The sequence below is a fragment of the Pseudarthrobacter sp. B4EP4b genome (genome assembly GCF_006680095.1).
Lineage (GTDB): Bacteria > Actinomycetota > Actinomycetes > Actinomycetales > Micrococcaceae > Arthrobacter.
Genome location: NZ_VHIJ01000001.1, coordinates 43,142 through 62,634, shown reverse-complemented (window position 1 = coordinate 62,634; position 19,493 = coordinate 43,142). Strand labels below are relative to the sequence as shown.

Genomic DNA, 19,493 nt, shown 5'->3' with positions numbered 1-19,493 from the left:
CCGCCGTCGTACGCTTACTTAATCTCGTGGCCGGCGGCAAAAACCAGCAGCGAACTGGTGGCCGTGGCCAGAAGCTCTCCGTCAGGCCGGGCAATCCGGCCCTCCGCAAAGATGACGCGCTGCCCCTGCTTCACCACGGTGCCCTCGGCCCTCAGGACTCTGTGCCTGAGCGTGATGGGGCGGAGATAGCTTACCGAGAGATCAATGGACGTATAGCCGAGACCCAGGGGCAAGGTGCTGTGGGCGGCGCACCCCACCACAGTATCGAGGAGCGTGCACGCCAGGCCGCCATGCACCACCCCGAGTGGGTTGTAGTGGGCCTCGCCCGGCCGGCACTCAAACTCCACCCGGCCCGGTTCCACCCTGATAAGGGCCAGGTTCATCAGCGATGCCATGGGCGGCCGGGGGATGCTCCCGTCCCGCATTCCGCAGAGGTAGTCGAACCCGGAAAGGCGGGGCAGATGTTCAAGCCCCACGCGGGGATCCACCCAACTGAACGTTTCCGTCCGCTCCGCGGATTCCTTGGCATCCATGGGCAACTCCTCCTCGACTGGCCACGCCTGAACAGCTTAAGCCTCCCCTTGCTTTCAATTGCGGCGCCTTGCATTGAAGCGGGCGGAAACCTTCTGAATACTGGAAGGAAGCATCATTTCGACGTGAGGCGGTGGCAGCAATGAGCGGCGGTGCGGGGGATTTCCGGAAGCGCCTGGAGCGCGCCGCTGAAGTCCGGTCCTACCGTGGTGCCGGCATCAGCGCCGAGGAGGAAGCCGCGCTTGACGCCCTTGATGCGCAGGAGCGGGAGAAGCGCAAGAAAGTCAGCGACGCCGCCCGGGCTGAGTATCTGGTGCGGGACGCGATGGCGCAGGGCAAGTTCGACAACCTCAAGTATGCGGGCAAGCCGATTCCGGGGCTGGGGGAGCGGTACGACCCCGACTGGTGGGTCAAGGGCCTTATCCAGCGGGAAAACATCAGTGGCCTCGGCCCGGCTGCCATCCTGCTCCGCACCGAGGATGCGGAGCTGGACGCCAAGCTCGACGCGCAGCACACCGAGCAGCAGGTGCGGGATATCCTGGCCGACTTCAACCGCCGCGTCATTGACGCCCGGCGCCAGCTACAGGGCGGCCCGCCGGTGGTCACCAGGACCCGGGATGTGGAGGAGGAGGTTTCCCGGTGGCGGGAGCGCCGTGCCGCCCGGATTGCTGATGCTCCGCCGCCGGAACCGGAAGCTGCGCGTTCGTGGTGGCAGCGGCTTTGGAAGGGCGCGGCCGGCTAGGGCAGTGTGGTCCGGGGTGCCCTGGCCTCGAAGAGCTCGCAGAGTGCGTTGTAGTACCTGTTGGTCTGGCCCAGGTGAGTCATCCCGATGCGCCGGCAGACCCTCTGCGATGCCGCGTTGGCGGGGGCCGTCACTGCCACCACCCTGTCCAGTCCCCCTTCCAGGGCGTAGGCGAGGACTGCGGCAGCAGCTTCCGTCGCGTAACCGTGAGCCCAGCAGTCGGGGTGGAAGTGCCAGCCGATCTCCGTATCGCCGGAGGGCTGAAGCGGCAGTGTTTCGCCCGACGCCGGGATGGACTTCAGGAGCAGGGTTCCGGCCAGGGGTGGGGTGCTTTTGGATTGGAGTGGCTCTTTCAGCTGGGCGGCCTTTTTTAGCTGAACTGCCTCTTTCAACTGAACAGCCCAGGCACCGTGGAGCGGATAGTCCATGGTCCGCCACACGCGGATCCGCTCCTCGGCCTCGGCGAATTCCCGCATCACCTGTGGATGGTTGCCGATGAAGCGCTGCACCTCCCAGCGGGAGTAGAGGTCCAGCACGAACCCGGCATCCTCCGGCTCCCACGGGCGCAGGATCAGCCGCTTGGTTTCGAGGCTTTTCACCCCGCCCATCCTGCCACTTTGCCGGGCTCTTGCGGAGGGGTTGGGTTATTTACATAGGGCTGGTGGTTCCGCGCGGTTGGCTCGGGCTGCTGGAAGACTTTGTTTATGGACGCGATCACGACGGCGGGGCAGCAGGAAGCGGCAAGCCGCCCTGGGCCTGTTGTTGCGGATGTCCTGCGCACCTTGTCTTTGGTCCGTCCCGCTGCTGACAGGCAAAGAATGATCGACCAGATGCGGGAGCTGGAGGACGTGAAGTCCGCGGCTGCGGCCAAGCAGGCACGGATCGCCGTGGCCTACCACCTCGCAACCCGTCAGGAACAGGCGGCGGCCGGTGTGCCGGCGGATGAACTCGGCGCCGGGGTGGGAGCGGAAATTGCCCTGGCCCGGCGCGAGTCGCCATCTCGCGGCGCCCGGTTGCTGGGTTTGGGGAAAGCCTTGGTTGAGATGCCCCACACGTTCGCGGCGCTTGAATCGGGCCAGTTGAACGAGTGGCGGGCCACCCTGGTGGTGAAGGAAACAGCCTGCCTGTCGGTCGAGGACCGGACCGCCGTGGATGAGGAGATCGCCGCCCACACCGGGACCTTGGCCGGCGCCGGGGACCGGGCCGTCATCGCCGCAGTCCGGGCTGCGGCGTACCGGCGGGACCCGCAGTCGGTCGCCCGGCGCGCGAGCCACGCTGTGAATGAGCGGACCGTGACGTTGCGTCCGGCGCCGGACACGATGACCCGCCTGACCGCCCTGCTTCCGGTGGCCCAAGGCCTGGCCGCGTACGCGGCACTGACCCGCCATTCTGACACCCTGAAATCTTCCGGTGATGAGCGTTCAAAGGGCAACATCATGGCTGACCAACTCGTGGAATGCGTGACCGGCACCCGGCGGGATCAGCGGTGTCGAGATCCAGCTCGTGATGACCGACCGCACCCTCTTCCAAGACGACAGCGAACCCGCACGACTCACCGGCTACGGCATCGTCCCCGGCGAATGGGCCAGAAAAACCATCCGGGGTGAGCTTCTGGCAGATGCGGAGCCCACCGGTGGTGAAGCCACTGGCCAAGCAGCGGGCCTGGGACCAGATGGTTCTCTAAACGCGGAACCGGAAAGCTCCACACTCAAGGTGTGGCTCCGCCGGCTCTACACCACGCCCACCAGCGGTGAGCTGGTCGCGATGGACTCCAAAGCCCGGCTCTTCCCGCCCGGACTCCGCCGATTCATCCAGGTACGGGACGACACCTGCCGAACCCCCTACTGCGGCGCGCCCATTCGCCACCTTGACCACATCATTCCCTGGCACAACGACGGGCCAACCACCAGCACCAACGGCTAAGGCCTCTGCGAAGCCTGCAACCACACCAAAGAAACACCAGGCTGGGACGCAAAGACCGTCACCCGGCCAGGGCGGCGGCACGCAGTGGAAACCCGGACTCCCACCGGCCACACCTACAGGTCAACAGCGCCACCCCTAACGGGTAGCGCCCTGGCGATGGCAGTGAAGGCTTCCGCTCCAGTGAAGCCCATTGTTCGGGAGGAGCCCCTCCCGTCGGTGAAACCCCTCGTTCAGGTGAAGCCCCCAGGGTCGGCGAAGCCCTCTGCCCAGTTACTTGAACGAGGCATGAACAGGCACTCCACTCCTGAAAAGCGGGTCGCAGCCCACAGCCCCTGATCGACGGGCTTCGCCTTGCCTGTTCTTTGCCGGATTCCCTTGCCTGCGGGCGGTCGTCAGCGGCCCGGAGTGGGCGGCGGAGGATTTGATCCGATCATGGCCGGAGGAGGCGGCGGGAATGGTGCGGCCGGGTAGAGCGGAGCCACGTTCACCATGTAGTTGGCCCATTGCGGCCCTGCGATCATGAAACCGTCAAGCCGGGGGTAGAAGGTCCCGTTGATGGTGACGTTCTGGCCGGACCGTTTCTGTCCTTCCAGTGCGTCCCCGAAGAAGGAAGCGGTTGCGAGCCCCGAGGTGTAACCCACCACCCAGGTGGACCCATTGTTGTTCGACGTTCCCGTCTTGGCAGCCGTAGGAACCTTGTCGTGCACCTTGGGGTTGATCCAGACGCCCGAACCCTTCTTCAGCACGTCCTGCAGGACGTTGTTGACGCCGCGTGCCACCTCCGGCTTTACCGCGTTCCGGCACTCCGTGGACTGGGCCGGCAACTTGCCGCCGTTGGCGTCGGTAATTTCCAGCAGGGCGATGGGGTTGCAGTACCGGCCGTCGTTGGCAAAGGTGGCAAAGGCATTAGCCATATGCAGGGGAGCAACTCCGGTGGCGCCCAGCAGGTTGCCAAGCTGATGCATGTTGATGGGCGAGCCGTCCAGGCCGCTGTGGAGTCCCACTGCGTCCACCATCTTCTGGATCCCGCAGAAGTCCAGCTGCGTAGCCGAGGCAAAAGTAGCCGTGTTGATGGAGTTGTACAGGCCGTAGTTCACGGGCATCTTCCGGTAGAAGCCTTCTTCCGCATTTTGCAGGTCATCGGCGGCGCCGAGTTCAGGATTGTTCTGCGCCGTACTGTAGGCACCGAGCACCTTTCCGCAGGAGGACCGCCACGGGAATCCCAGGGGATAGACCCGGCGGGAGGCGTCCACCTCGGCCGTGATGGTCTTGCCCTCGTTCAACCATTCAGCGAACGTGAACGGCTTCATGGTGGACCCGGTCTGGAACCCTCCGGCACCGTTCAAGTCGTTGCCTTGGGGGTCCTTTGCGTCCACATTGAAATTCAACTGGGTGTCGAACTTTCCCGGTTCGGGCAGGAAAACCGTGTTTTGTGCCATCGCCAGGATCTTGCCGGTCCCTGGCTGGATGGTTACCAGAGCTGCTCCCCAGCGGTCGGGGTTGGGTCCCGCTGTTCCATCCACCTGCGCCTGGGCGGCGGCCTGCAGTCTGCTGTCAAGGGTAGTGGTGATGGTCAAGCCGCCCCGGTAGAGCTTCCGCTCACGCTCAGTCTGGTTGGGCCCGAACGCCGGGTTGTTCAGGATCAGGTGCGAGATGTAATCGCAGAAATACGGCGCCATGGACGCATTGGCACAACCCTGCCGTTGCGGGCTGACCTTGAGCTCGATGGGTGCGGCAACAGCGTCATCATGCTCTTGCTGATTGATTTTCCCCAGCCGGAGCATTTCGCCGAGCACCTGGTTGCGGCGGGTCAGCGAGTTCTCGGGGTTGATGGTTGGATTGTAGAACGTGGGGCTGTTCACAAGCCCGGCCAGCAGCGCAGACTGCGGAAGGTCCAGGTCCTTTGCCGTAGTGCTGAAGAAGTACCGGGCCGCAGCTTCCACGCCGTAGGCGTCGCTGTTGAAAAACACGATGTTCAGGTAGCCCTCAAGGATCTGGTCCTTGGTGTACTTCTTCTCCAGCGCTATGGCCAGTTTCATTTCCCGCAGTTTGTCGCCGATGTCCTTCTGGCCGCTGAGGATCACCTCGTCGGGCCTGTCCTGGGACAGCCGCGCTTCGTTGACCACGTTCGTGACGTACTGCTGCGTGATGGTGGACGCGCCCTGTTGGTCTCCTTTGGTCAGATTGGCCACCACCGCACGAAGGACCCCTTGCGGGTCAATGCCGGCGTGGTCGTAGAAGCGGCTGTCTTCGATGGCAATGACGGCGTTCTTGATGTAGGGCGACATCTGGTCCAGCGGGATTCGGACGCGGTTCTCCGCATAAAAGGTTGCAATCGGCTGGCCATCGGATGTGAGGACCCTTGTGGATTGCGACGGCGGCTGGACCGTGAGTTCCTCTGGCAGGCTGTCGAAAAACCCGATCGAGGTGCTCACTCCGAAGCCGGCCGCTGCCACTGCGGGGACCACCAGGCTGGCCGCCAGCACGCCGCACATAATGCTCGCGGCGAAAAATCCCAGGATCCTTCCCAGGGTAGAACCGCTGCGACGCCTGCGCTTCTTTTTCTTCGCCATTTTCCAGCCCTCGAGCTTGAAGAGTGCCACAAGACTACGTCGCCTCCAGCGGGCAATCCAGAGGATGACAGGTCATGATTTGGTGAATTCTTCTATTGACTCGGCGATAGTTAACGACATATCGTTAACTATCGCCGAAGGATCGGCGACAACCAAGAAGACAACGTGGAATGAAAGGAAGATGCCACTATGAAAGGCACCTCAGAAGAGAATTTTCCCGGCCAGCAGCACGGCAGGGGCAGGTTTGAACGCGGGCGTGGAAGGCGCGGACCGCACGGGCACAGGGGCGGAGGTTTCGGCCCCGGCTTCGGTCCGGGATTCGGCCCCGGCTTTGGCGGTGGCCCCGGACCAGGTTTTGGCCCCGGCTTCGGGCCCGGGTTCGGCCGCGGCCCGCGCAGGGCAAGCAGGGGCGATGTCCGCTCAGCCATCCTCTCGCTCCTGGCCGAAGCGCCCTCGAATGGTTACGGGCTGATCAAGGCCATTGCCGAAAAGACGGACGGTGCCTGGCGGCCAAGTCCCGGATCCATCTACCCCACTTTGCAGCAACTGGTGGATGAGGAGCTCATCACGCCCCTCAGTGAAGGCCGCGGGACTGAGTTCTCACTCACGGATGCCGGAAGGGCCTGGGTGGAGGAGCATGCTGAGGAATTGCAGAACGCGTGGAACACCGGACCTGAGAGTCCCGACCGGGACTTCCACCAGAGCATCGGGAAGCTGATGGCCGCCATCCATCAGTTCCGCAGCGGTGTCACCCAGGAACAGCGGACGGCCGCGATCGAGAAGTTGGACGAGACCCGGCGCGCGCTCTACAAGATCCTGGCTGACTAGCAGGCCGAAGAGATAAGCAGGGCTCAGGCGAAGGAATCTTCCTTGGCCGGCCGCGGTGGCAGGCTTTCGCCGGCTACAGAAGAAGACTCATTCGGGGAGTGCGTTGCGGCCGCGGCGTGCGGAAGGCCGTGGCTCAGCGGACGGAAGCCGCCACCGATTTCCCCGAAGGCATAGGCGCTCTCAGCGTGCTCGGCCAGGTCCACTCCTGCAGTCTCTGCTTCACGGCTGACCCTGAACCCGATGGTCTTGTTGATGGCGCGGCCAATCACCAAGGTGCCGATGCCTGAGAGCAGCAGCGTGATGACCACTGCCACGGTCTGGGCAATGAGCTGCTGGACGCCGCCGCCGTAGAAGAGCCCGGCGCCCTGGCCGTCTACCGGGAGGGCGATGAAGCCAAGTGCCAGGGTGCCGATGAGGCCGGCGCCCAGGTGGACGCCCACCACGTCGAGGGAATCATCCAGGCCAAACCGGTACTTGAGGTCCACGAAGACAGCGCAGGCGGCTCCGGCCACCAGGCCCAGGCCGATAGCGGCCACCGGGCTGATGTTGGCGCAGGAGGGGGTGATGGCAACCAGGCCGGCCACCACGCCGGACGCTGCACCCAGCGAGGTGGGGTGCCCGTGACGGATCTTTTCGGTGACCAGCCAGCTGAGCATGGCCGCAGCGGGCGTCACCAGGGTGTTGATCCAGATCAGCCCGGCCTGTTCCGCTGAAGTTGCGGCGCCGCCGTTGAAGCCGAACCAGCCGAACCAGAGGATGGCGGCTCCGAGCATGATGAAGGGGATGTTGTGCGGGCGGTGGTTGGGGTCTTTCGCAAAGCCGTGGCGCTGCCCAACGATCACCGCAAGGACTAGGGCTGCCGTGCCCGAGCTGATTTCCACCACTGCGCCGCCGGCGAAGTCGATGACCTGGCCAAAAACAGCGGTGACAGCTCCGCCGGCGCTCATCAGGCCGCCGCCCCAGATCATATAGGCGAGGGGGCAGTACACCGCCGTGATCCAGATGGGTACAAACAGGGCCCACGCGCCGAACTTGGCACGGTCGGCAATGGCACCGCTGATCAGAGCCACGGTGATGATCGCGAAGGTGGCGCTGTAGCCGGCCTTGATCAGGTCCGGGGAACCCATCAGGTTCTGGAGTCCGAAGTTGGCGAAGGGATTGCCAAAGATGCCGAGCACGCCGTCGCCTGTGGTCATCGAGTAGCCCCACAGAACCCAAATCACGCCGACGATACCGGCTGAAATGAAGCTCATCATGATCATGTTCAGGGCCGCCTTGGCCCGCGTCATGCCACCGTAAAAGAGGCCAAGCCCGGGCGTCATCAGCAGTACCATCGCGGCCGAAATCATCAGCCAGACATGTTGGGCAGAAATCTCCACCTGAAGGTCCCTTCGCGTTAGCGCCTCGAAACGGGGCGCTCTTGCAGGCCCTCGCATTTCCCCCGCAGTCCATCTTTCGCGTTTCGTGTTTCAGGAAATGCGCTTGAAAGTTGCGCGCGCGTTACAGAAATGGCTCCGGTGTGAAGTCCCCGTGTCGGGAATGTTTCGGCAATGTAAACAGGGGCCATCAGCCAACCCGTGCGGTGGAACCTTACGGGCCGGAACTCCATGCGGGCCATGGTGGGCCGGGGGCGGAAGGTGAGATCCCGTCGTCGTACGTAAAATTCAGCAAGATTACGCGGCCATGAACGGAACTTCACCGCTCAAAGGCGGCAATTCCCATCCTTAAGCACGACGACGGCGTGCCGCAGGGGGATCTGCGGCGCGCCGTCGTGATCCAGACTCAGCCGTGGAGACTTAGCCGGACAGGTGGGCTAAAAAGATCAGAACTGGCGGGCGTTGGCCAGCACCGGAAGTTTAGTACGGACGTCGTCCACAATCGTGGGGTCGATGTCGACGACGGCGAGCTCCGGCTTCCCGCCCAGCGCAGCCACCGCCGAGCCCAGGGGAGTGATGACGGCACTGTGGCCAATGCCGGTCGGAGCTGCACCCGCCGGCCCGGCTCCAACGGTTTCGGGGTCACCCTGGCCGCAGGCCACCACGAACGTGGTACTGTCCAGCGCGCGTGCCCGCACCAGGAGGTCCCATTGTTCGGCCTTGCCTTCGCCCGCTCCCCAGGAGGCGCAGACGATGTTCACCTGTGCCCCCGCACGCGCATTGGCCGTGAACAAGGCAGGGAACCGGACGTCGTAACAGGTGGCCAGGCCGAACACCGTGCCGCCGACTTCAAAAGTCACAGGCTCCGTTCCCGCGTCCACGGTCTTCGACTCGGTGAAGCCGAACGCGTCGAAGAGGTGCACTTTGTCGTAGGAGGTGTCCAGGCCGGGGCCGGTGACCAGCAGGGTGTTGCGGACGCGGCCGTCCTTACCGGGAGTGAACATTCCCGCGACAATGGCAATACCCAGTTCGTTGGCCAGGGCCCGCACCTTCTCGGCCCAGGGCCCATCCAGCGGTTCCGCGACGTCCCGCAAGGAATGGCCAAATGCCCGCATGGCGGCCTCGGGGAACACCACCAGCTCCGCGCCGGCGGCCTTGGCCTGCGTGGCGTTCTCGCGGATCAGCTCCAGGTTGGCCTCAAGGTCCCCACTGCTGATGATCTGCGCGACTGCTAGCCGCATGGATGGCTCCGTTCTTCAGGTCGCATGGCTGCACCTCTGGCGAAACGATACCGCCAGAGGTGCAGTGAAACAGATCCGGCCTTTACTGCTTGTAGCCCTCGACTTCGCTGACGGGCCGCGCTTCGGCATCGTTGGGGTTTTCCCCGGACTCGGCTTTGGCCCGGCGCTGGCGGAGGAGATCCCAGCACTGGTCCAGCCTTTCCTCAACCTGCCTGAGCCTCGCCTGGTCCGGTGCATGGCCGTCGCCGGATCCCTCGCGGAGGGTGTGTTCCTCCTCCACCAGGGCCTGGATGCGGGCCAAAAGATCCTCGTCGTTCATGTCTACCCCTTCCGCAGGAACGTTTCCCCCAGCGTACGCCTGTACCATCAAATCCATGCCCACTGTGCTTGATATGGCAGGTCCGATCCTGGAAATGCTCACCTGGTTGTGCCTGCCCGTCGGGCTGGGTCTTCTCTTCTACACGGGCTTCCTGCGCCGTTTCGTGCACCCCTGGGATGTGGCCGAAGCCGTGGTCTATTCGGACAACACCGGCGTGGGCTTCCGCTGGTTCGACCGCAAATACCAGGTGCACCACGCGCCGATGTCGCCGCACGACATCAGGGACATGGCGGTGGGGGACACGCTCCCCATCTACTACCACCCCAAGCGGCCCACTCAGTGGCAGACCACGGAGCCGGAAGAGGCTGGCAAAACAGCCTCAGTGCTGGGCCGCTGCCTGACCGCGATCGGTGCCGTGGCGCTGCTTGCAGGTTTCGTCCTGCCCATGTTTTAGGGTTCCGGGCCTCTATCCGGCGAGGACTACAGCGATGCCCAGGCCGCCCAGGGCAACCCCGGCAAAAGCGGTCCACAGCACTGCGGTGATGTCGGCGTCGAGCTTTTCCTTTGAAAGGCCGCGGGACCTTGTGCTGTACCGGCGGCGCTGCGTGGCGTAGATGGCCAGCGCCGCGGCTGCCGAGACGGCGAACAGCAGAAGGATGGGCAGGCCGTGCCGGGGGAGCCAGCGCAGGAAGATGGCGCTGACCGTCACCAGTGCCAGTACTGTCCTGCCCCACGCCAGTGTGGTCCGCTCCGGTTGCAGGCCGGGGTCGCCGTGGCTGCCGGCTGGGTGCGAAGAGTCCACAGGTTCAGCGCCAGAGGATAAAGATGAGGACGACGGCGGCTGCCACCGCCCCTGCCCCGGCCAGCAGCGGCACAATGAGCGGCAAGGGCAGTGGGGCCTTGTTGCGCATGCTGCGCTCCACCCGCAGCCACCGCACCGCAGAGCCTGCGCTCAACAGCATGCCCAGCAGGAGCAGCACCACCGCCAGACCTTTCCGGACGGGCTCCAGGAAAAGATCGGACGTGAACGCCTCGATGGCGATGCCGCCGGCCAGCAGCGCCAATGACGTCCGGATCCACGCCAGGAACGTCCTCTCGTTGGCAAGGGTGAACCGCGGGTCCGGTTCCTCACCGCCGGGCAGGAGCCGCTCAGCGATTTTCCCGCGCGACGGCGGGGTCCCGGCGTTGGCGGGCTGGTCGCTGTTGGTCACGGTGCCAGTCTAGCCACCGACCTGCAGGCCACGCGGTGCGCAGCTGCACCGCCTTCGACGCCAGGTGCTCGCCGATGGGCAGTGCCGCGGTGGCCGCGGGTGAGGGTGCATTCAGGACGTGGATCATCCGGGGCGTCTCGGCCAGGAGGAAGTCGTGGATGAGGGTGCCGTCGCGGCGGACCGCCTGCGCCCGGATTCCTGCTTCGTACGGCAGCAGGTCGGCCTTGGTGAGGCCGGGCGCATATTTCCGGCATTCCTGCAGGTAGCTGCCCTTGAACAAGGAGTTCCGGACCTCCCGGACCGCCGTAGCGGCATTGGCGCGGGCCACGTGCCAGAGGCCGGGAAACGTCAGGTACCGGCCCACGTCCCTGAAGTTCACGGAAAATTTGGGGTATCCCTCCCGGGACAGACCCAGCACCGCGTTTGGTCCTACGGTGATGGTGCCGGCCACTGTGGGCGTGAGGTGCACGCCGAGGAAGGGCAGGGCGGGATCCGGGACCGGATAGATCAGGTGCCGGACGTAGCTGGATTTATCTGCCGGAAGCTCAAAGTACTCGCCCCGGAAGGGGATGATCTGAACGTCGATGTCCATGCCCGCCAGCTCCGCGAGCCGGTCCGACTGCAGCCCGGCGCACACCACAAGCTTGCCGCAGCTGTAGCGGTTCGCACGGGTGGCCACCTCAACCTTGTCCGCATGCTCGGTGATGGCGGAGACCCTGGCGCCGGTGATGACCTGTCCGCCTGCCGCGGTGATGAGTCCGGCCAGCTTCCGGGCCACCTCTTTGTAGTCAACGATCGCCGTACTGGGTATGAACAATGCCGCGAGCCCGGACACGTTCGGCTCCCTTCGGCGCAGCTCCGCCTGGTCCACGCGCTCGCAGTCCAGGCCGTGGATGCCGGCCCGCTCTTCCAGCTGGCCCAGCCGTGCCTCTTCCAGTGCCGTGGTGGCGACGAGCAGCTTGCCCGGCGTCCGGAACGGAATGCCGTGTTCCCGGCAGAACTCCTTTGTCTGTTGCGCGCCGGCTTTGCTGAAGCGGGCTTTGAGGCTGTCCGGGGCGTAGTAGATGCCTGAATGGATGACCCCGCTGTTGTGGCCGGTCTGGTGTGCGGCGAGCGTGTCCGCCGCCTCCAGCAGGATCAGCGACGCTCCGGGCTCCTTGATCAGCAACTGGTAGGCCGTTGCCAGGCCCACAATTCCGCCGCCAATAATGCAGTAGTCCGCTTGGTCCACAGGTCCGCCCGTCTGCCAAAGTCCGCCGGCCGCCAAGGGACCGCTTGTCCCTGCGATTCTGCAGCACCACGGGCACACCGGCCAGCGTAAGGAGTACTCGATTAACGCCGTGCTCCCCATAAGAACCTGGGCTGGAAGGCGGCCCGATCCTGATCCGTTAGGCGACGGCCGCTCCACCGCCGTCCACCCCTTGAGAAAGCAGTCAGCGCACCCGAATCCCGGGTATGCTAAGCATGCTTACTGAAGTTGGGGAACCTTCTGCACATCGCAGCCGTTACGCTTATAGTGCGGCTTTGGGGGCTTAGCGCCCTCATTACAGCGTGACTGCGGAACGGTCATATGACGGAAAGAGAGAAATATGGCCCGCGCCGTTTTAGGCTTTATCCCATGATCCGGCTACGTCAGCTGGCCCAGGCGGCCTCCGTGCTTACCACCCCTTTGGCGCCGGAGGACATCCTCGCGCTGTTCAACCCGGTCTACTCCGCGCGGCAGCTTCGCGGCGTGGTCACCCGGGTGGTCCAGGAGACCGCGCAGTCAGCCACTATCTTCTTCCGGCCCGGCCGCGGCTGGCACTCGCACCTTGCAGGCCAATGGGCGCGCATCGGTGTCGAGCTCGACGGCGTCCGCCACTGGCGGTCCTACTCGCTCAGCGCCCCCGCAGGCAAGGACCCCGCCATCACGGTCACCGACGTCGGTGCTGTCTCTGGCACGCTGGTCCGCACCACGCGGCCCGGGGACGTCCTCTTCCTGGCCCCGCCGCAGGGCGACTTCGTGCTCCCTGAGCACCCCCGGCCCCTGCTGATGGTCACGGCCGGCAGCGGCATCACTCCGGTGATGTCCATGATCCGCACGCTCGTTCCGCGGCGTCCGGATGCCGACGTCGTCCTGGTCCACTCGGCGCGCACCCCCGGTGACAGCCTCTTCCGCGAGGAACTCGCCGAGCTCGCCGACCAGTTTCCCAACTTCCGCCTGGCTCACTGGTACACCGGCGAACAGGGTCGCATGGACCTGAGCAACACGGACCAGCTGGACGAGATCTGCCCGGACTGGAAGGAACGGGCGGCGTATGCCTGCGGTCCGGACAGCTTCCTGGACGACGCCGAAGCCCTGTGGAACCGGGCAGCGCTGACCACGGCGGCGCCCGGCTCGGACGTGGCAGTGGCCGGCAGCGCCGGTAACCTGATGATCGAACGCTTCAACACCACCTTCGCCGGGGGTGTGGGGTACGACGGCGGCCTGGTCACCTTTGAAGCCTCGGACCGGGAAGTGCAGGCCGACGGCGACACCCCCATCCTGGACATCGGCGAGGACGCCGGAGTGCTGATGCCCAGCGGCTGCCGCATGGGTATCTGCCACAGCTGCCTCACCCCACTCCTGTCCGGGCAGGTGCGCGACCTCCGCACCGGGGAAGTCCACGGCGAACCCGGCCAACTGATCCAAACGTGTGTCTCGGCAGCCGCCGGACCCGTCAACCTCGAAATCTGAGGAGCACCACGGTATGTCTGTAATTTCACCCAGCAAGGCCACATCCACCGGCGGCTCCGCCGGGAACTCACGCACGCGCCCGGGAAAGCTTGCCGAATCCGGCAGCCCCACGGTGCGCCCGCCCGCGGCTGCCCACCTCAGTGACGAGCAGGTGGCCGAACTCGGGCGCGAACTTGATGCGATCCGTGACGAAATCCTCGCCAAGCGTGGCGCGGAAGACGCCGCCTACATCCGCCGCGTGATCAAAATCCAGCGGGGCCTGGAAATTTCCGGCCGGGCCGCCCTGCTGGTCAGCAAGAACAAGGCCGCGTGGGTCACCGGAACCACCTTGCTGAGCCTGGCCAAGATTCTCGAAAACATGGAGATCGGGCACAACGTCCTGCACGGCCAGTGGGACTGGATGCGGGACCCGGACATCCACTCCACCACCTGGGAGTGGGACTTTGTCACCCCGTCGCGCTCCTGGCAGCACACCCACAACGACCTCCACCACCGCTGGACCAACGTGGTGGGCAAGGACAACGACGTCGGATACAACCTCCTGCGCATGGACGAGAACCAGCCGTGGAAGCCGATGAACCTCGGCAACCCGCTGTACAACGCCATTCTCGCTCCCCTGTTCGAGTGGGGAATCGCCATCTACGACCTCGAGCTCACGGAGTTCAAGGAAGGCACTAAGTCCAAGGAAGCGTTGCTGAAGGACCTCAAGGCCCTCGGCAAGAAGGTTGTCACCCAGTTCACCAAGGACTACGCCGCAACCCCGGCAGTGGCCATGCTGACAGGCTCCGGTAAGCAGGCGCTCTACGGAACCTTGACCGCCAACGCTGTGCGGAACGTGTGGGCCCACGCTGTCATCTTCTGCGGCCACTTCCCCGAAGGCACTGACACCTTCACGGAGGAAATGGCGGAAGGCGAAACCCGCGGCGACTGGTACATCCGCCAGATGATCGGCTCAGCCAACATCTCCGGGTCGAAATTCATGCACATCATGACGGGCAACCTGTCGCACCAGATCGAGCACCACCTGTTCCCGGACCTGCCGTCCAACCGGTACGCAGAGGTGGCGCCCAAGGTCCGTGAAATCTGCCAGCGCTACGGCTTGAAGTACACCACCGGACCGCTGCTGAAGCAGGTCGGGTCCACATGGGGCAAAATCTTCAAACTGGCCCTCCCGGGCAAGGCTGCCCGGGCTTAGCACTCACGTAAAGCACTGACTGCACCTCCGGATCCGGTAAACCCGGGACCGGAGGTGCAGTCATTTCCCCGCCGAATCAGACGCTCTCTCACTTAACGCCCCTTTTCCACGAACGCTCTCTCACTTTCCGCTGTGCACCGCGCATAATTGATCCCACCAGCCGCCGCGGCCTTTGGAGGAATCATGCGGATTCTCGGAGCACTCATCGTCATCTGGCTGATCATCGGCGGCGTTGCTGCCTGGCAGCGCGGTTACTTCGGGGCAGCGCCGGGGAACTGCGCCCAGGCGGGCACCATTGCCATCACTATTGTGGCGGGCCCGCTGAACTACATGGGTGCCAACCCCCAGATTTCGTGCGAGTTGCCGCAACCTTCCAAGTAGCGCGCACGGCGGACAACCTTGGAGCAGGAGCTGTGCCCCTAGAGTGGGAACTGCGGGGGCAAGCGAGCTTTGCCGCCCGCTCCGATCCCACAGTCTCGAAAGGACCGCCGCGATGGCTTTCATCACCGTTGGAACCGAAAACAGCACTGACATCGAGCTTTACTACGAGGACCACGGCTCGGGCCAGCCCGTTGTGCTGATCCACGGCTACCCCCTTGACGGCGCCTCCTGGGAGAAGCAGGCCACCGCCCTGCTGGAGGCCGGCTACCGCGTGATCACCTATGACCGCCGGGGCTTCGGCAAGTCAAGCAAGACCACCGAGGGATACGACTACGACACCTTCGCCGCGGACCTCAACACCCTACTGACTTCTCTGGACCTGAACGACGCCGTGCTGGTGGGCTTCTCCATGGGCACCGGCGAAGTGGCCCGCTACATCGGCAATTACGGATCCGCCCGGGTAGCGAAGGCAGCCTTCCTGGGTTCCCTGGAACCATTCCTGCTGAAGACCGATGACAACCCCGACGGTGTTCCCCAGGAAGTCTTTGACGGACTCAAGGAAGCTGTCTCGGCAGACCGCTACGCCTTCTTCACCGAGTTCTTCAAGAACTTCTACAACAGCGACACGTTCCTTGGTACGCCCCGCCTCAGCCAGGAGGCCGTCAACGCCAGCTGGAACACCGCCTCCAATGCCGGGGCCACTGCATCCGTCGCAGCCCAGGCCACCTGGATCACGGACTTCCGCGGGGACATCCAGAAAATCGACGTCCCGGCACTGATCCTCCATGGCACCGCGGACAACATCCTTCCCATCGACTCCACCGGACGGCTGTTCGCGAAGGCCCTGCCGGGCGCCGAGTACGTGGAGATCGAGGGCGCTCCGCACGGGCTGCTCCTGACCCATGCTGCGGAGGTCAACGAAGCGCTGCTGCGCTTCCTCGCCAAGTAGCACCGCTTAGCGCCGGAACTTCCAGCGACGGCGGGAGGCCGCCGTCGCTGGAAGTGAGCGCGCGTTGGGGGAAAGGCAACGTTAGATGATGGAGCGTTGAGGGAAAGGCGACGTTAAGTGATGGAGCGTTGGGTGAAAGGCGACGTTAAGTGAGCGAGCGTTGGGGATTACCAGCGCGGGCCGCCGCCGCCGCTTCCGCCCGGGCCCTGGGCTGCCGTGTACTCGGCGGCGGTGACAGTGCCCTGCTCGGCGGCGCCGTCCAGTGAGCCTTCCCCGAGCCCTGCACTGGTGCAGGAGCCACCGCCGTCGATGTTGTGGGCAGTGGTGGCACCGAGGCGCTGCATGATTTCGGCGGTCCGGTCATAGTGACGCCGGCGCTGTAGCGGGGGCTGCGGCCGTCCACCACCACAAATACCAGGGCCTTTACGGAGTTTGTTCTGCTGAGGAGTCATGCCTCATTTCCAGGCAGGCAAACTAGCAGAGGGATTTGCCGGGTATGTGTGGAACCTGTGAAGCGGGAGCGGCCGGCACAGGGGCAGGGCAAAGCTGTACGGCCAGGTCCTTCAGTTCTTTCGGGTGGAAGGGCTTGGTGAGGTACGCGGCGGCGCCTGATGCCATGCCAGCCAGGACGTCGTCGTTCTCCGACCTGGCCGTGAGGAACAGCAGGGGAGCCTTGCTCAGGGCGCGGACGGCGCGGGCCACCACGTGCCCGTCCATGTCCGGCAGCCCCAGGTCCAGGGTGACCAGCGAGACGGCGGGGTCAGCTGCAGCGGCGATTCCCTCGGCACCCGTGGCCACGGCCCTGACCTCGAATCCGGCGCGTTTCAGGACGACAGTAATCAGTCCGCGGATATCGTCGTTATCTTCAACGACCAGGCAGACGCGTTTATTTTCCATTGGAGCCCCCCGGCAAAAGTTGGCATTAGTCTACCGCCGCAGGCCGGCGGCCTGCTGTAAGGCAGGTGGGTGGCAGGTAACAAATGCGGGAATGCGGCTGCTATCCGTCGTAGTGCGTGCGGGCGGGGCCCTGGCCAAGGGAGTTGACCACTGAGGCAGCCACGTCATGCAGCTTGGAATTGCGGGTGCTGGAGGCTGTCTTCAGGATCTCGAAGGCGTCGTGCTGGCTGCACCTGTTCTGGGCCATGATGATGCCCACTGCCATGTCGATGACGGTCCGGGATTCCAGCGTGGCCCGCAGGTTGGCGGCGGTCTCGCTGTAGTGCGCAAAGCGCACCGCGAGCCGCAGCGCGAGGGACGTCTGGCTGACGAAGTCCTCGGCAAACTCAAGAACCTGGGCCTCGAAACGGTTGGGGCGGCTCGAATACAGCAGCAGTGCCGCTTTCGTCCCGCCCTCCAGTTGGAACGGCACGGCAAGGACGGAGCGGACGCCCTGGTCCAGCAGGGCTGCCGAGTACTCGGGCCAGCGGCCGTCCTCCCGGACGTCCGGCACCGAGACGGTTGCCTGGGTGGTGGACGCTTCCATGCTGGGCGTCTGGTTGAACTCGTACTCGAGCCTGGCCACGGCCTCGGCGGCCGGACTGCTGCTGGCTACTGTGGCAGCTTTCCGTTCGCGCAGCAGGGTGATGGCGCACAGCATCTCGTCGCCGGGCTCGGAGAGTTTACGGGCGGACACCTGCGCCAGTTCGTTAAGGAAGTCCTCAACGTCAGAGCTGTTGAGGACGAGTTCATGCAGGTGCTCGGTTATGGAGTTATCGGTTTTTGCAGTTGACTCGCTGGCCACGGTTTCTTGGTGCCATTCGCTCAGGTCAAAACGAGCCGGCGACACGCACCTTCCACCTCATAGGGCGGCCGGCGGCTGAAGTCGCTGGATTCGACGAACTTTTCCAACGGCCTGCTGCTAAACCGATATCCAGAAGTATATACAGCTCCGGCCTGTGGCAACGCCGCTTTTGGGGCTGGCGCGGCACGTTGCGCACTGCTTCGAAAACTGAGTACTCCGCCCCCAAACCAAGAAGCCGGTTCCGGCAATGCTGTGAAAAGACCAGTACAACTACGCGTTGTTTGCGCTCCCGGCGCCGGGAAATATGGGCGTCATCGATCAGCCGGAAGCAAGTTCCCGTAGTGGTTCCCGATGGCTGTGCGTCTCAGAAACAGTCGTTATCCCCCAGCCAAAGGAGTCTCCACCATGCGCAAAATGACGAAGAAAAACAAGGTCCTGGCAGCAGCCGGAGCACTGGCCCTGGTGGCAGGCGGCGGTGGAGCTGCCTACGCCTACTGGACCACCACCGGTTCCGGCAGCGGCGGTGCCGCCAACTCGACAGGCGGCGGCACCGTCACCCTGCACGCGAACTTCGACGCGGGCCTCACCCCCGGCGACAGCCGCAGCGTTGGCTACACGGCGGACAATTCAGACGCGAACACCAGCACCAAGGTGGGCGCCCTGACTGCCACCGTGGCCACAGACATCGGCGGCTGCCTGCCCGAGTGGTTCAGCGTCACCGCCAACACCAGCAACACCACTGTCCCGAAGAACTCAACGGGTACCTCCGTGGGCAGCGGCACCCTGACGTTCAATGACAGCGCAACTGTGGATCAGAGCGCCTGCAAGGGTGCCACTGTGACCATCAACGTCAGCAGCCTCTAAGAGCTTCGCCGGCGGGGAGGGGCAGCACCTCCCCGCCGGCGAATTCCACGTCCTCCCATTCCAGTCAGCCAGAAGGGCTTTTTCGTGCAGAACACATCCGGGTACTTCCGCACAGCAGTGAAGGTGCTGCTGGTGGGGCTGTTGGTGATGTTCGTTTCGGCGGGCTCCATCTTCGCCGCCAGCCAGGGAGGGAACCAGGGCAACAAGACGGGCGTCACCATCCAGGTGAATCCCGCCACCAGGACAGTAGATCAGGGCGGCACCGCCAGCTATGCTGCCTCGCTCACGTCCGCCAACGGGTTCAGCGGAAACGTCACACCCACCGTGTCCGGCCTTCCAGCCAATACGACGGCGGCCTTCACACCAGCGTCCGTAACCCTCACCTCCGGGAAAAGCGCCACAGTCACCCTGACGGTGGTGACGCAGGCAACCACCCCGGACGGCAAGGCCGACCTGACCATCGCCACCGCAGCCGGCACCAGCCAGGCCAGCGGCGTCGTAGTCCAATTGGTTGTCCAAGCCTCCAAAAAAATGTTCACCATCTCAGGGAACCTGGGCGCCCCGCTGTCTCCCGGAGCCACGGTCCCGCTGAATCTTTACATCACGAACCCCAACAACAAGAGCCTGGCACTGTCCAGCCTGTCCGTCTCGGTGGCCAGTGTGACAAGGACCCAGGCTGCGGTCGCCGCGGGGCTTTCCTGCACCCCTGCGGACTATGCAGTGACCAACTACAGCGGCCAGTACCCGCTGACCGTTCCCGTGGGGACCTCAACGCTTCAGTCACTCAAGCTGTCGCCGGATCTGTGGCCAAGGATCGGCATGCTGGACACCAATGTGAACCAGGACGGCTGCAAGGGCGCCACGCTCCAGCTCGCATATTCCGGAACAGGGGAGGGGAACTGA

Annotated in this window: 21 protein-coding genes and 1 pseudogene; 10 read left to right on the top strand and 12 right to left on the bottom strand. The window is 64.5% G+C overall.

The genetic code is table 11. From position 1 onward, the window contains the following. Nucleotides 1–14: 14 nt before the first annotated feature. The gene (locus tag FNL14_RS00310) at nt 15–533 is read right to left on the bottom strand and encodes a PaaI family thioesterase (RefSeq protein WP_142056645.1); all 519 of its coding nucleotides are present in this window, start codon (nt 531–533) and stop codon (nt 15–17) included. A gap of 140 nt (nt 534–673) precedes the next feature. On the opposite strand from FNL14_RS00310, the gene FNL14_RS00305 reads away from it, so the two are divergent. Beyond that, nucleotides 674–1,273, top strand: coding sequence for a DUF1992 domain-containing protein (locus tag FNL14_RS00305; RefSeq protein ID WP_142056643.1), 600 nt, complete (start codon nt 674–676; stop codon nt 1,271–1,273). Here FNL14_RS00305 and FNL14_RS00300 read toward each other — a convergent pair. Beyond that, complete coding sequence (locus tag FNL14_RS00300) at nt 1,270–1,881, bottom strand: GNAT family N-acetyltransferase (RefSeq protein WP_181762494.1); 612 nt, start codon at nt 1,879–1,881, stop codon at nt 1,270–1,272. The genes FNL14_RS00305 and FNL14_RS00300 overlap by 4 nt on opposite strands. 96 nt (nt 1,882–1,977) lie before the next feature. Here FNL14_RS00300 and FNL14_RS00295 point away from each other — a divergent pair. After that, nucleotides 1,978–3,532: pseudogene (locus FNL14_RS00295) on the top strand (DUF222 domain-containing protein). 56 nt (nt 3,533–3,588) lie between these two features. Here the strand turns inward: FNL14_RS00295 and FNL14_RS00290 are convergent. Next, entirely contained in the window at nt 3,589–5,769 is a 2,181-nt protein-coding gene (locus FNL14_RS00290) for a transglycosylase domain-containing protein (protein WP_142056854.1), read from the bottom strand. 189 nt (nt 5,770–5,958) lie between these two features. Here FNL14_RS00290 and FNL14_RS00285 point away from each other — a divergent pair, with 189 nt between their 5' ends. Beyond that, nucleotides 5,959–6,597 carry a PadR family transcriptional regulator gene (locus FNL14_RS00285; RefSeq protein ID WP_142056639.1) on the top strand — a complete coding sequence of 213 codons (639 nt, stop codon included), beginning with the start codon at nt 5,959–5,961 and terminating at the stop codon, nt 6,595–6,597. Nucleotides 6,598–6,620: 23 nt separating this feature from the next. Here the strand turns inward: FNL14_RS00285 and FNL14_RS00280 are convergent, their stop codons facing one another. The 3 genes from FNL14_RS00280 to FNL14_RS00270 form a co-directional block, all read right to left on the bottom strand. Beyond that, nucleotides 6,621–7,976 carry an ammonium transporter gene (locus FNL14_RS00280; RefSeq protein WP_255470646.1) on the bottom strand — a complete coding sequence of 452 codons (1,356 nt, stop codon included), beginning with the start codon at nt 7,974–7,976 and terminating at the stop codon, nt 6,621–6,623. Between the two features lie 443 nt (nt 7,977–8,419). Continuing rightward, entirely contained in the window at nt 8,420–9,214 is a 795-nt protein-coding gene (locus tag FNL14_RS00275; protein ID WP_142056637.1) for a carbon-nitrogen hydrolase family protein, read from the bottom strand. Nucleotides 9,215–9,296: 82 nt separating this feature from the next. Next, on the bottom strand, nt 9,297–9,533 hold the full coding sequence (locus FNL14_RS00270) for a DUF2630 family protein (protein ID WP_091421465.1): 237 nt from the start codon (nt 9,531–9,533) through the stop codon (nt 9,297–9,299). A 55-nt stretch (nt 9,534–9,588) separates the two neighbouring features. Between FNL14_RS00270 and FNL14_RS00265 the strand changes: the two genes are divergently transcribed. After that, on the top strand, nt 9,589–9,987 hold the full coding sequence (locus FNL14_RS00265; RefSeq protein ID WP_091421660.1) for a hypothetical protein: 399 nt from the start codon (nt 9,589–9,591) through the stop codon (nt 9,985–9,987). 12 nt (nt 9,988–9,999) lie between these two features. Here FNL14_RS00265 and FNL14_RS00260 read toward each other — a convergent pair whose 3' ends face one another. Genes FNL14_RS00260 through lhgO form a run of 3 tightly spaced genes read right to left on the bottom strand, consistent with a single transcriptional unit; the run spans nt 10,000 to nt 11,975 of the window. After that, a complete protein-coding gene (locus FNL14_RS00260) occupies nt 10,000–10,335 on the bottom strand; it encodes a DUF202 domain-containing protein (RefSeq protein WP_142056635.1) in 336 nt (111 codons plus the stop codon). A gap of 4 nt (nt 10,336–10,339) precedes the next feature. Further along, on the bottom strand, nt 10,340–10,744 hold the full coding sequence (locus FNL14_RS00255) for a YidH family protein (RefSeq protein ID WP_091421459.1): 405 nt from the start codon (nt 10,742–10,744) through the stop codon (nt 10,340–10,342). Next, nucleotides 10,683–11,975 (bottom strand): L-2-hydroxyglutarate oxidase, encoded by a 1,293-nt coding sequence (gene lhgO, locus FNL14_RS00250; protein ID WP_220126139.1) that lies wholly within the window; start codon nt 11,973–11,975, stop codon nt 10,683–10,685. The genes FNL14_RS00255 and lhgO overlap by 62 nt, the downstream gene beginning before the upstream one ends. Before the next feature lie 387 nt (nt 11,976–12,362). Here lhgO and FNL14_RS00245 point away from each other — a divergent pair, with 387 nt between their 5' ends. From FNL14_RS00245 to FNL14_RS00230, 4 genes are all read left to right on the top strand, one after another. Next, the gene (locus FNL14_RS00245; RefSeq protein ID WP_091421454.1) at nt 12,363–13,460 is read left to right on the top strand and encodes a ferredoxin reductase; all 1,098 of its coding nucleotides are present in this window, start codon (nt 12,363–12,365) and stop codon (nt 13,458–13,460) included. Between the two features lie 13 nt (nt 13,461–13,473). Further along, the gene (locus tag FNL14_RS00240) at nt 13,474–14,655 is read left to right on the top strand and encodes an acyl-CoA desaturase (protein WP_091421441.1); all 1,182 of its coding nucleotides are present in this window, start codon (nt 13,474–13,476) and stop codon (nt 14,653–14,655) included. Between the two features lie 183 nt (nt 14,656–14,838). After that, on the top strand, nt 14,839–15,036 hold the full coding sequence (locus FNL14_RS00235; RefSeq protein ID WP_091421438.1) for a hypothetical protein: 198 nt from the start codon (nt 14,839–14,841) through the stop codon (nt 15,034–15,036). Between the two features lie 112 nt (nt 15,037–15,148). After that, the gene (locus FNL14_RS00230) at nt 15,149–15,985 is read left to right on the top strand and encodes an alpha/beta fold hydrolase (protein WP_142056631.1); all 837 of its coding nucleotides are present in this window, start codon (nt 15,149–15,151) and stop codon (nt 15,983–15,985) included. A 167-nt stretch (nt 15,986–16,152) separates the two neighbouring features. Here FNL14_RS00230 and FNL14_RS23545 read toward each other — a convergent pair whose 3' ends face one another. The 3 genes from FNL14_RS23545 to FNL14_RS00215 form a co-directional block, all read right to left on the bottom strand. Next, the gene (locus tag FNL14_RS23545) at nt 16,153–16,437 is read right to left on the bottom strand and encodes a phosphodiester glycosidase family protein (RefSeq protein ID WP_255470645.1); all 285 of its coding nucleotides are present in this window, start codon (nt 16,435–16,437) and stop codon (nt 16,153–16,155) included. A gap of 22 nt (nt 16,438–16,459) precedes the next feature. Then, nucleotides 16,460–16,882: a response regulator transcription factor gene (locus FNL14_RS00220; protein WP_142056629.1), complete on the bottom strand. Its 423-nt coding sequence runs from the start codon at nt 16,880–16,882 to the stop codon at nt 16,460–16,462. A gap of 100 nt (nt 16,883–16,982) precedes the next feature. Further along, entirely contained in the window at nt 16,983–17,726 is a 744-nt protein-coding gene (locus FNL14_RS00215) for a GAF and ANTAR domain-containing protein (RefSeq protein WP_091421657.1), read from the bottom strand. Nucleotides 17,727–18,131: 405 nt separating this feature from the next. Here FNL14_RS00215 and FNL14_RS00210 point away from each other — a divergent pair, with 405 nt between their 5' ends. Both FNL14_RS00210 and FNL14_RS00205 read left to right on the top strand, forming a co-directional pair. Continuing rightward, a complete protein-coding gene (locus FNL14_RS00210) occupies nt 18,132–18,590 on the top strand; it encodes a hypothetical protein (RefSeq protein ID WP_142056627.1) in 459 nt (152 codons plus the stop codon). A gap of 84 nt (nt 18,591–18,674) precedes the next feature. Then, nucleotides 18,675–19,493 carry a hypothetical protein gene (locus FNL14_RS00205; protein WP_142056625.1) on the top strand — a complete coding sequence of 273 codons (819 nt, stop codon included), beginning with the start codon at nt 18,675–18,677 and terminating at the stop codon, nt 19,491–19,493.

Coding starts and splice junctions, on each gene's coding strand:
- FNL14_RS00310 (WP_142056645.1), bottom strand. CDS start 533: ATGGATGCCAAGGAATCCGCGGAGCGGACGGAAACGTTCAGTTGGGTG.
- FNL14_RS23545 (WP_255470645.1), bottom strand. CDS start 16,437: ATGACTCCTCAGCAGAACAAACTCCGTAAAGGCCCTGGTATTTGTGGT.
- FNL14_RS00230 (WP_142056631.1), top strand. CDS start 15,149: ATGGCTTTCATCACCGTTGGAACCGAAAACAGCACTGACATCGAGCTT.
- FNL14_RS00240 (WP_091421441.1), top strand. CDS start 13,474: ATGTCTGTAATTTCACCCAGCAAGGCCACATCCACCGGCGGCTCCGCC.
- FNL14_RS00300 (WP_181762494.1), bottom strand. CDS start 1,881: ATGGGCGGGGTGAAAAGCCTCGAAACCAAGCGGCTGATCCTGCGCCCG.
- FNL14_RS00270 (WP_091421465.1), bottom strand. CDS start 9,533: ATGAACGACGAGGATCTTTTGGCCCGCATCCAGGCCCTGGTGGAGGAG.
- FNL14_RS00245 (WP_091421454.1), top strand. CDS start 12,363: ATGATCCGGCTACGTCAGCTGGCCCAGGCGGCCTCCGTGCTTACCACC.
- FNL14_RS00265 (WP_091421660.1), top strand. CDS start 9,589: ATGCCCACTGTGCTTGATATGGCAGGTCCGATCCTGGAAATGCTCACC.
- FNL14_RS00290 (WP_142056854.1), bottom strand. CDS start 5,769: ATGGCGAAGAAAAAGAAGCGCAGGCGTCGCAGCGGTTCTACCCTGGGA.
- FNL14_RS00305 (WP_142056643.1), top strand. CDS start 674: ATGAGCGGCGGTGCGGGGGATTTCCGGAAGCGCCTGGAGCGCGCCGCT.
- FNL14_RS00275 (WP_142056637.1), bottom strand. CDS start 9,214: ATGCGGCTAGCAGTCGCGCAGATCATCAGCAGTGGGGACCTTGAGGCC.
- FNL14_RS00285 (WP_142056639.1), top strand. CDS start 5,959: ATGAAAGGCACCTCAGAAGAGAATTTTCCCGGCCAGCAGCACGGCAGG.
- FNL14_RS00235 (WP_091421438.1), top strand. CDS start 14,839: ATGCGGATTCTCGGAGCACTCATCGTCATCTGGCTGATCATCGGCGGC.
- FNL14_RS00210 (WP_142056627.1), top strand. CDS start 18,132: ATGCGCAAAATGACGAAGAAAAACAAGGTCCTGGCAGCAGCCGGAGCA.
- FNL14_RS00220 (WP_142056629.1), bottom strand. CDS start 16,882: ATGGAAAATAAACGCGTCTGCCTGGTCGTTGAAGATAACGACGATATC.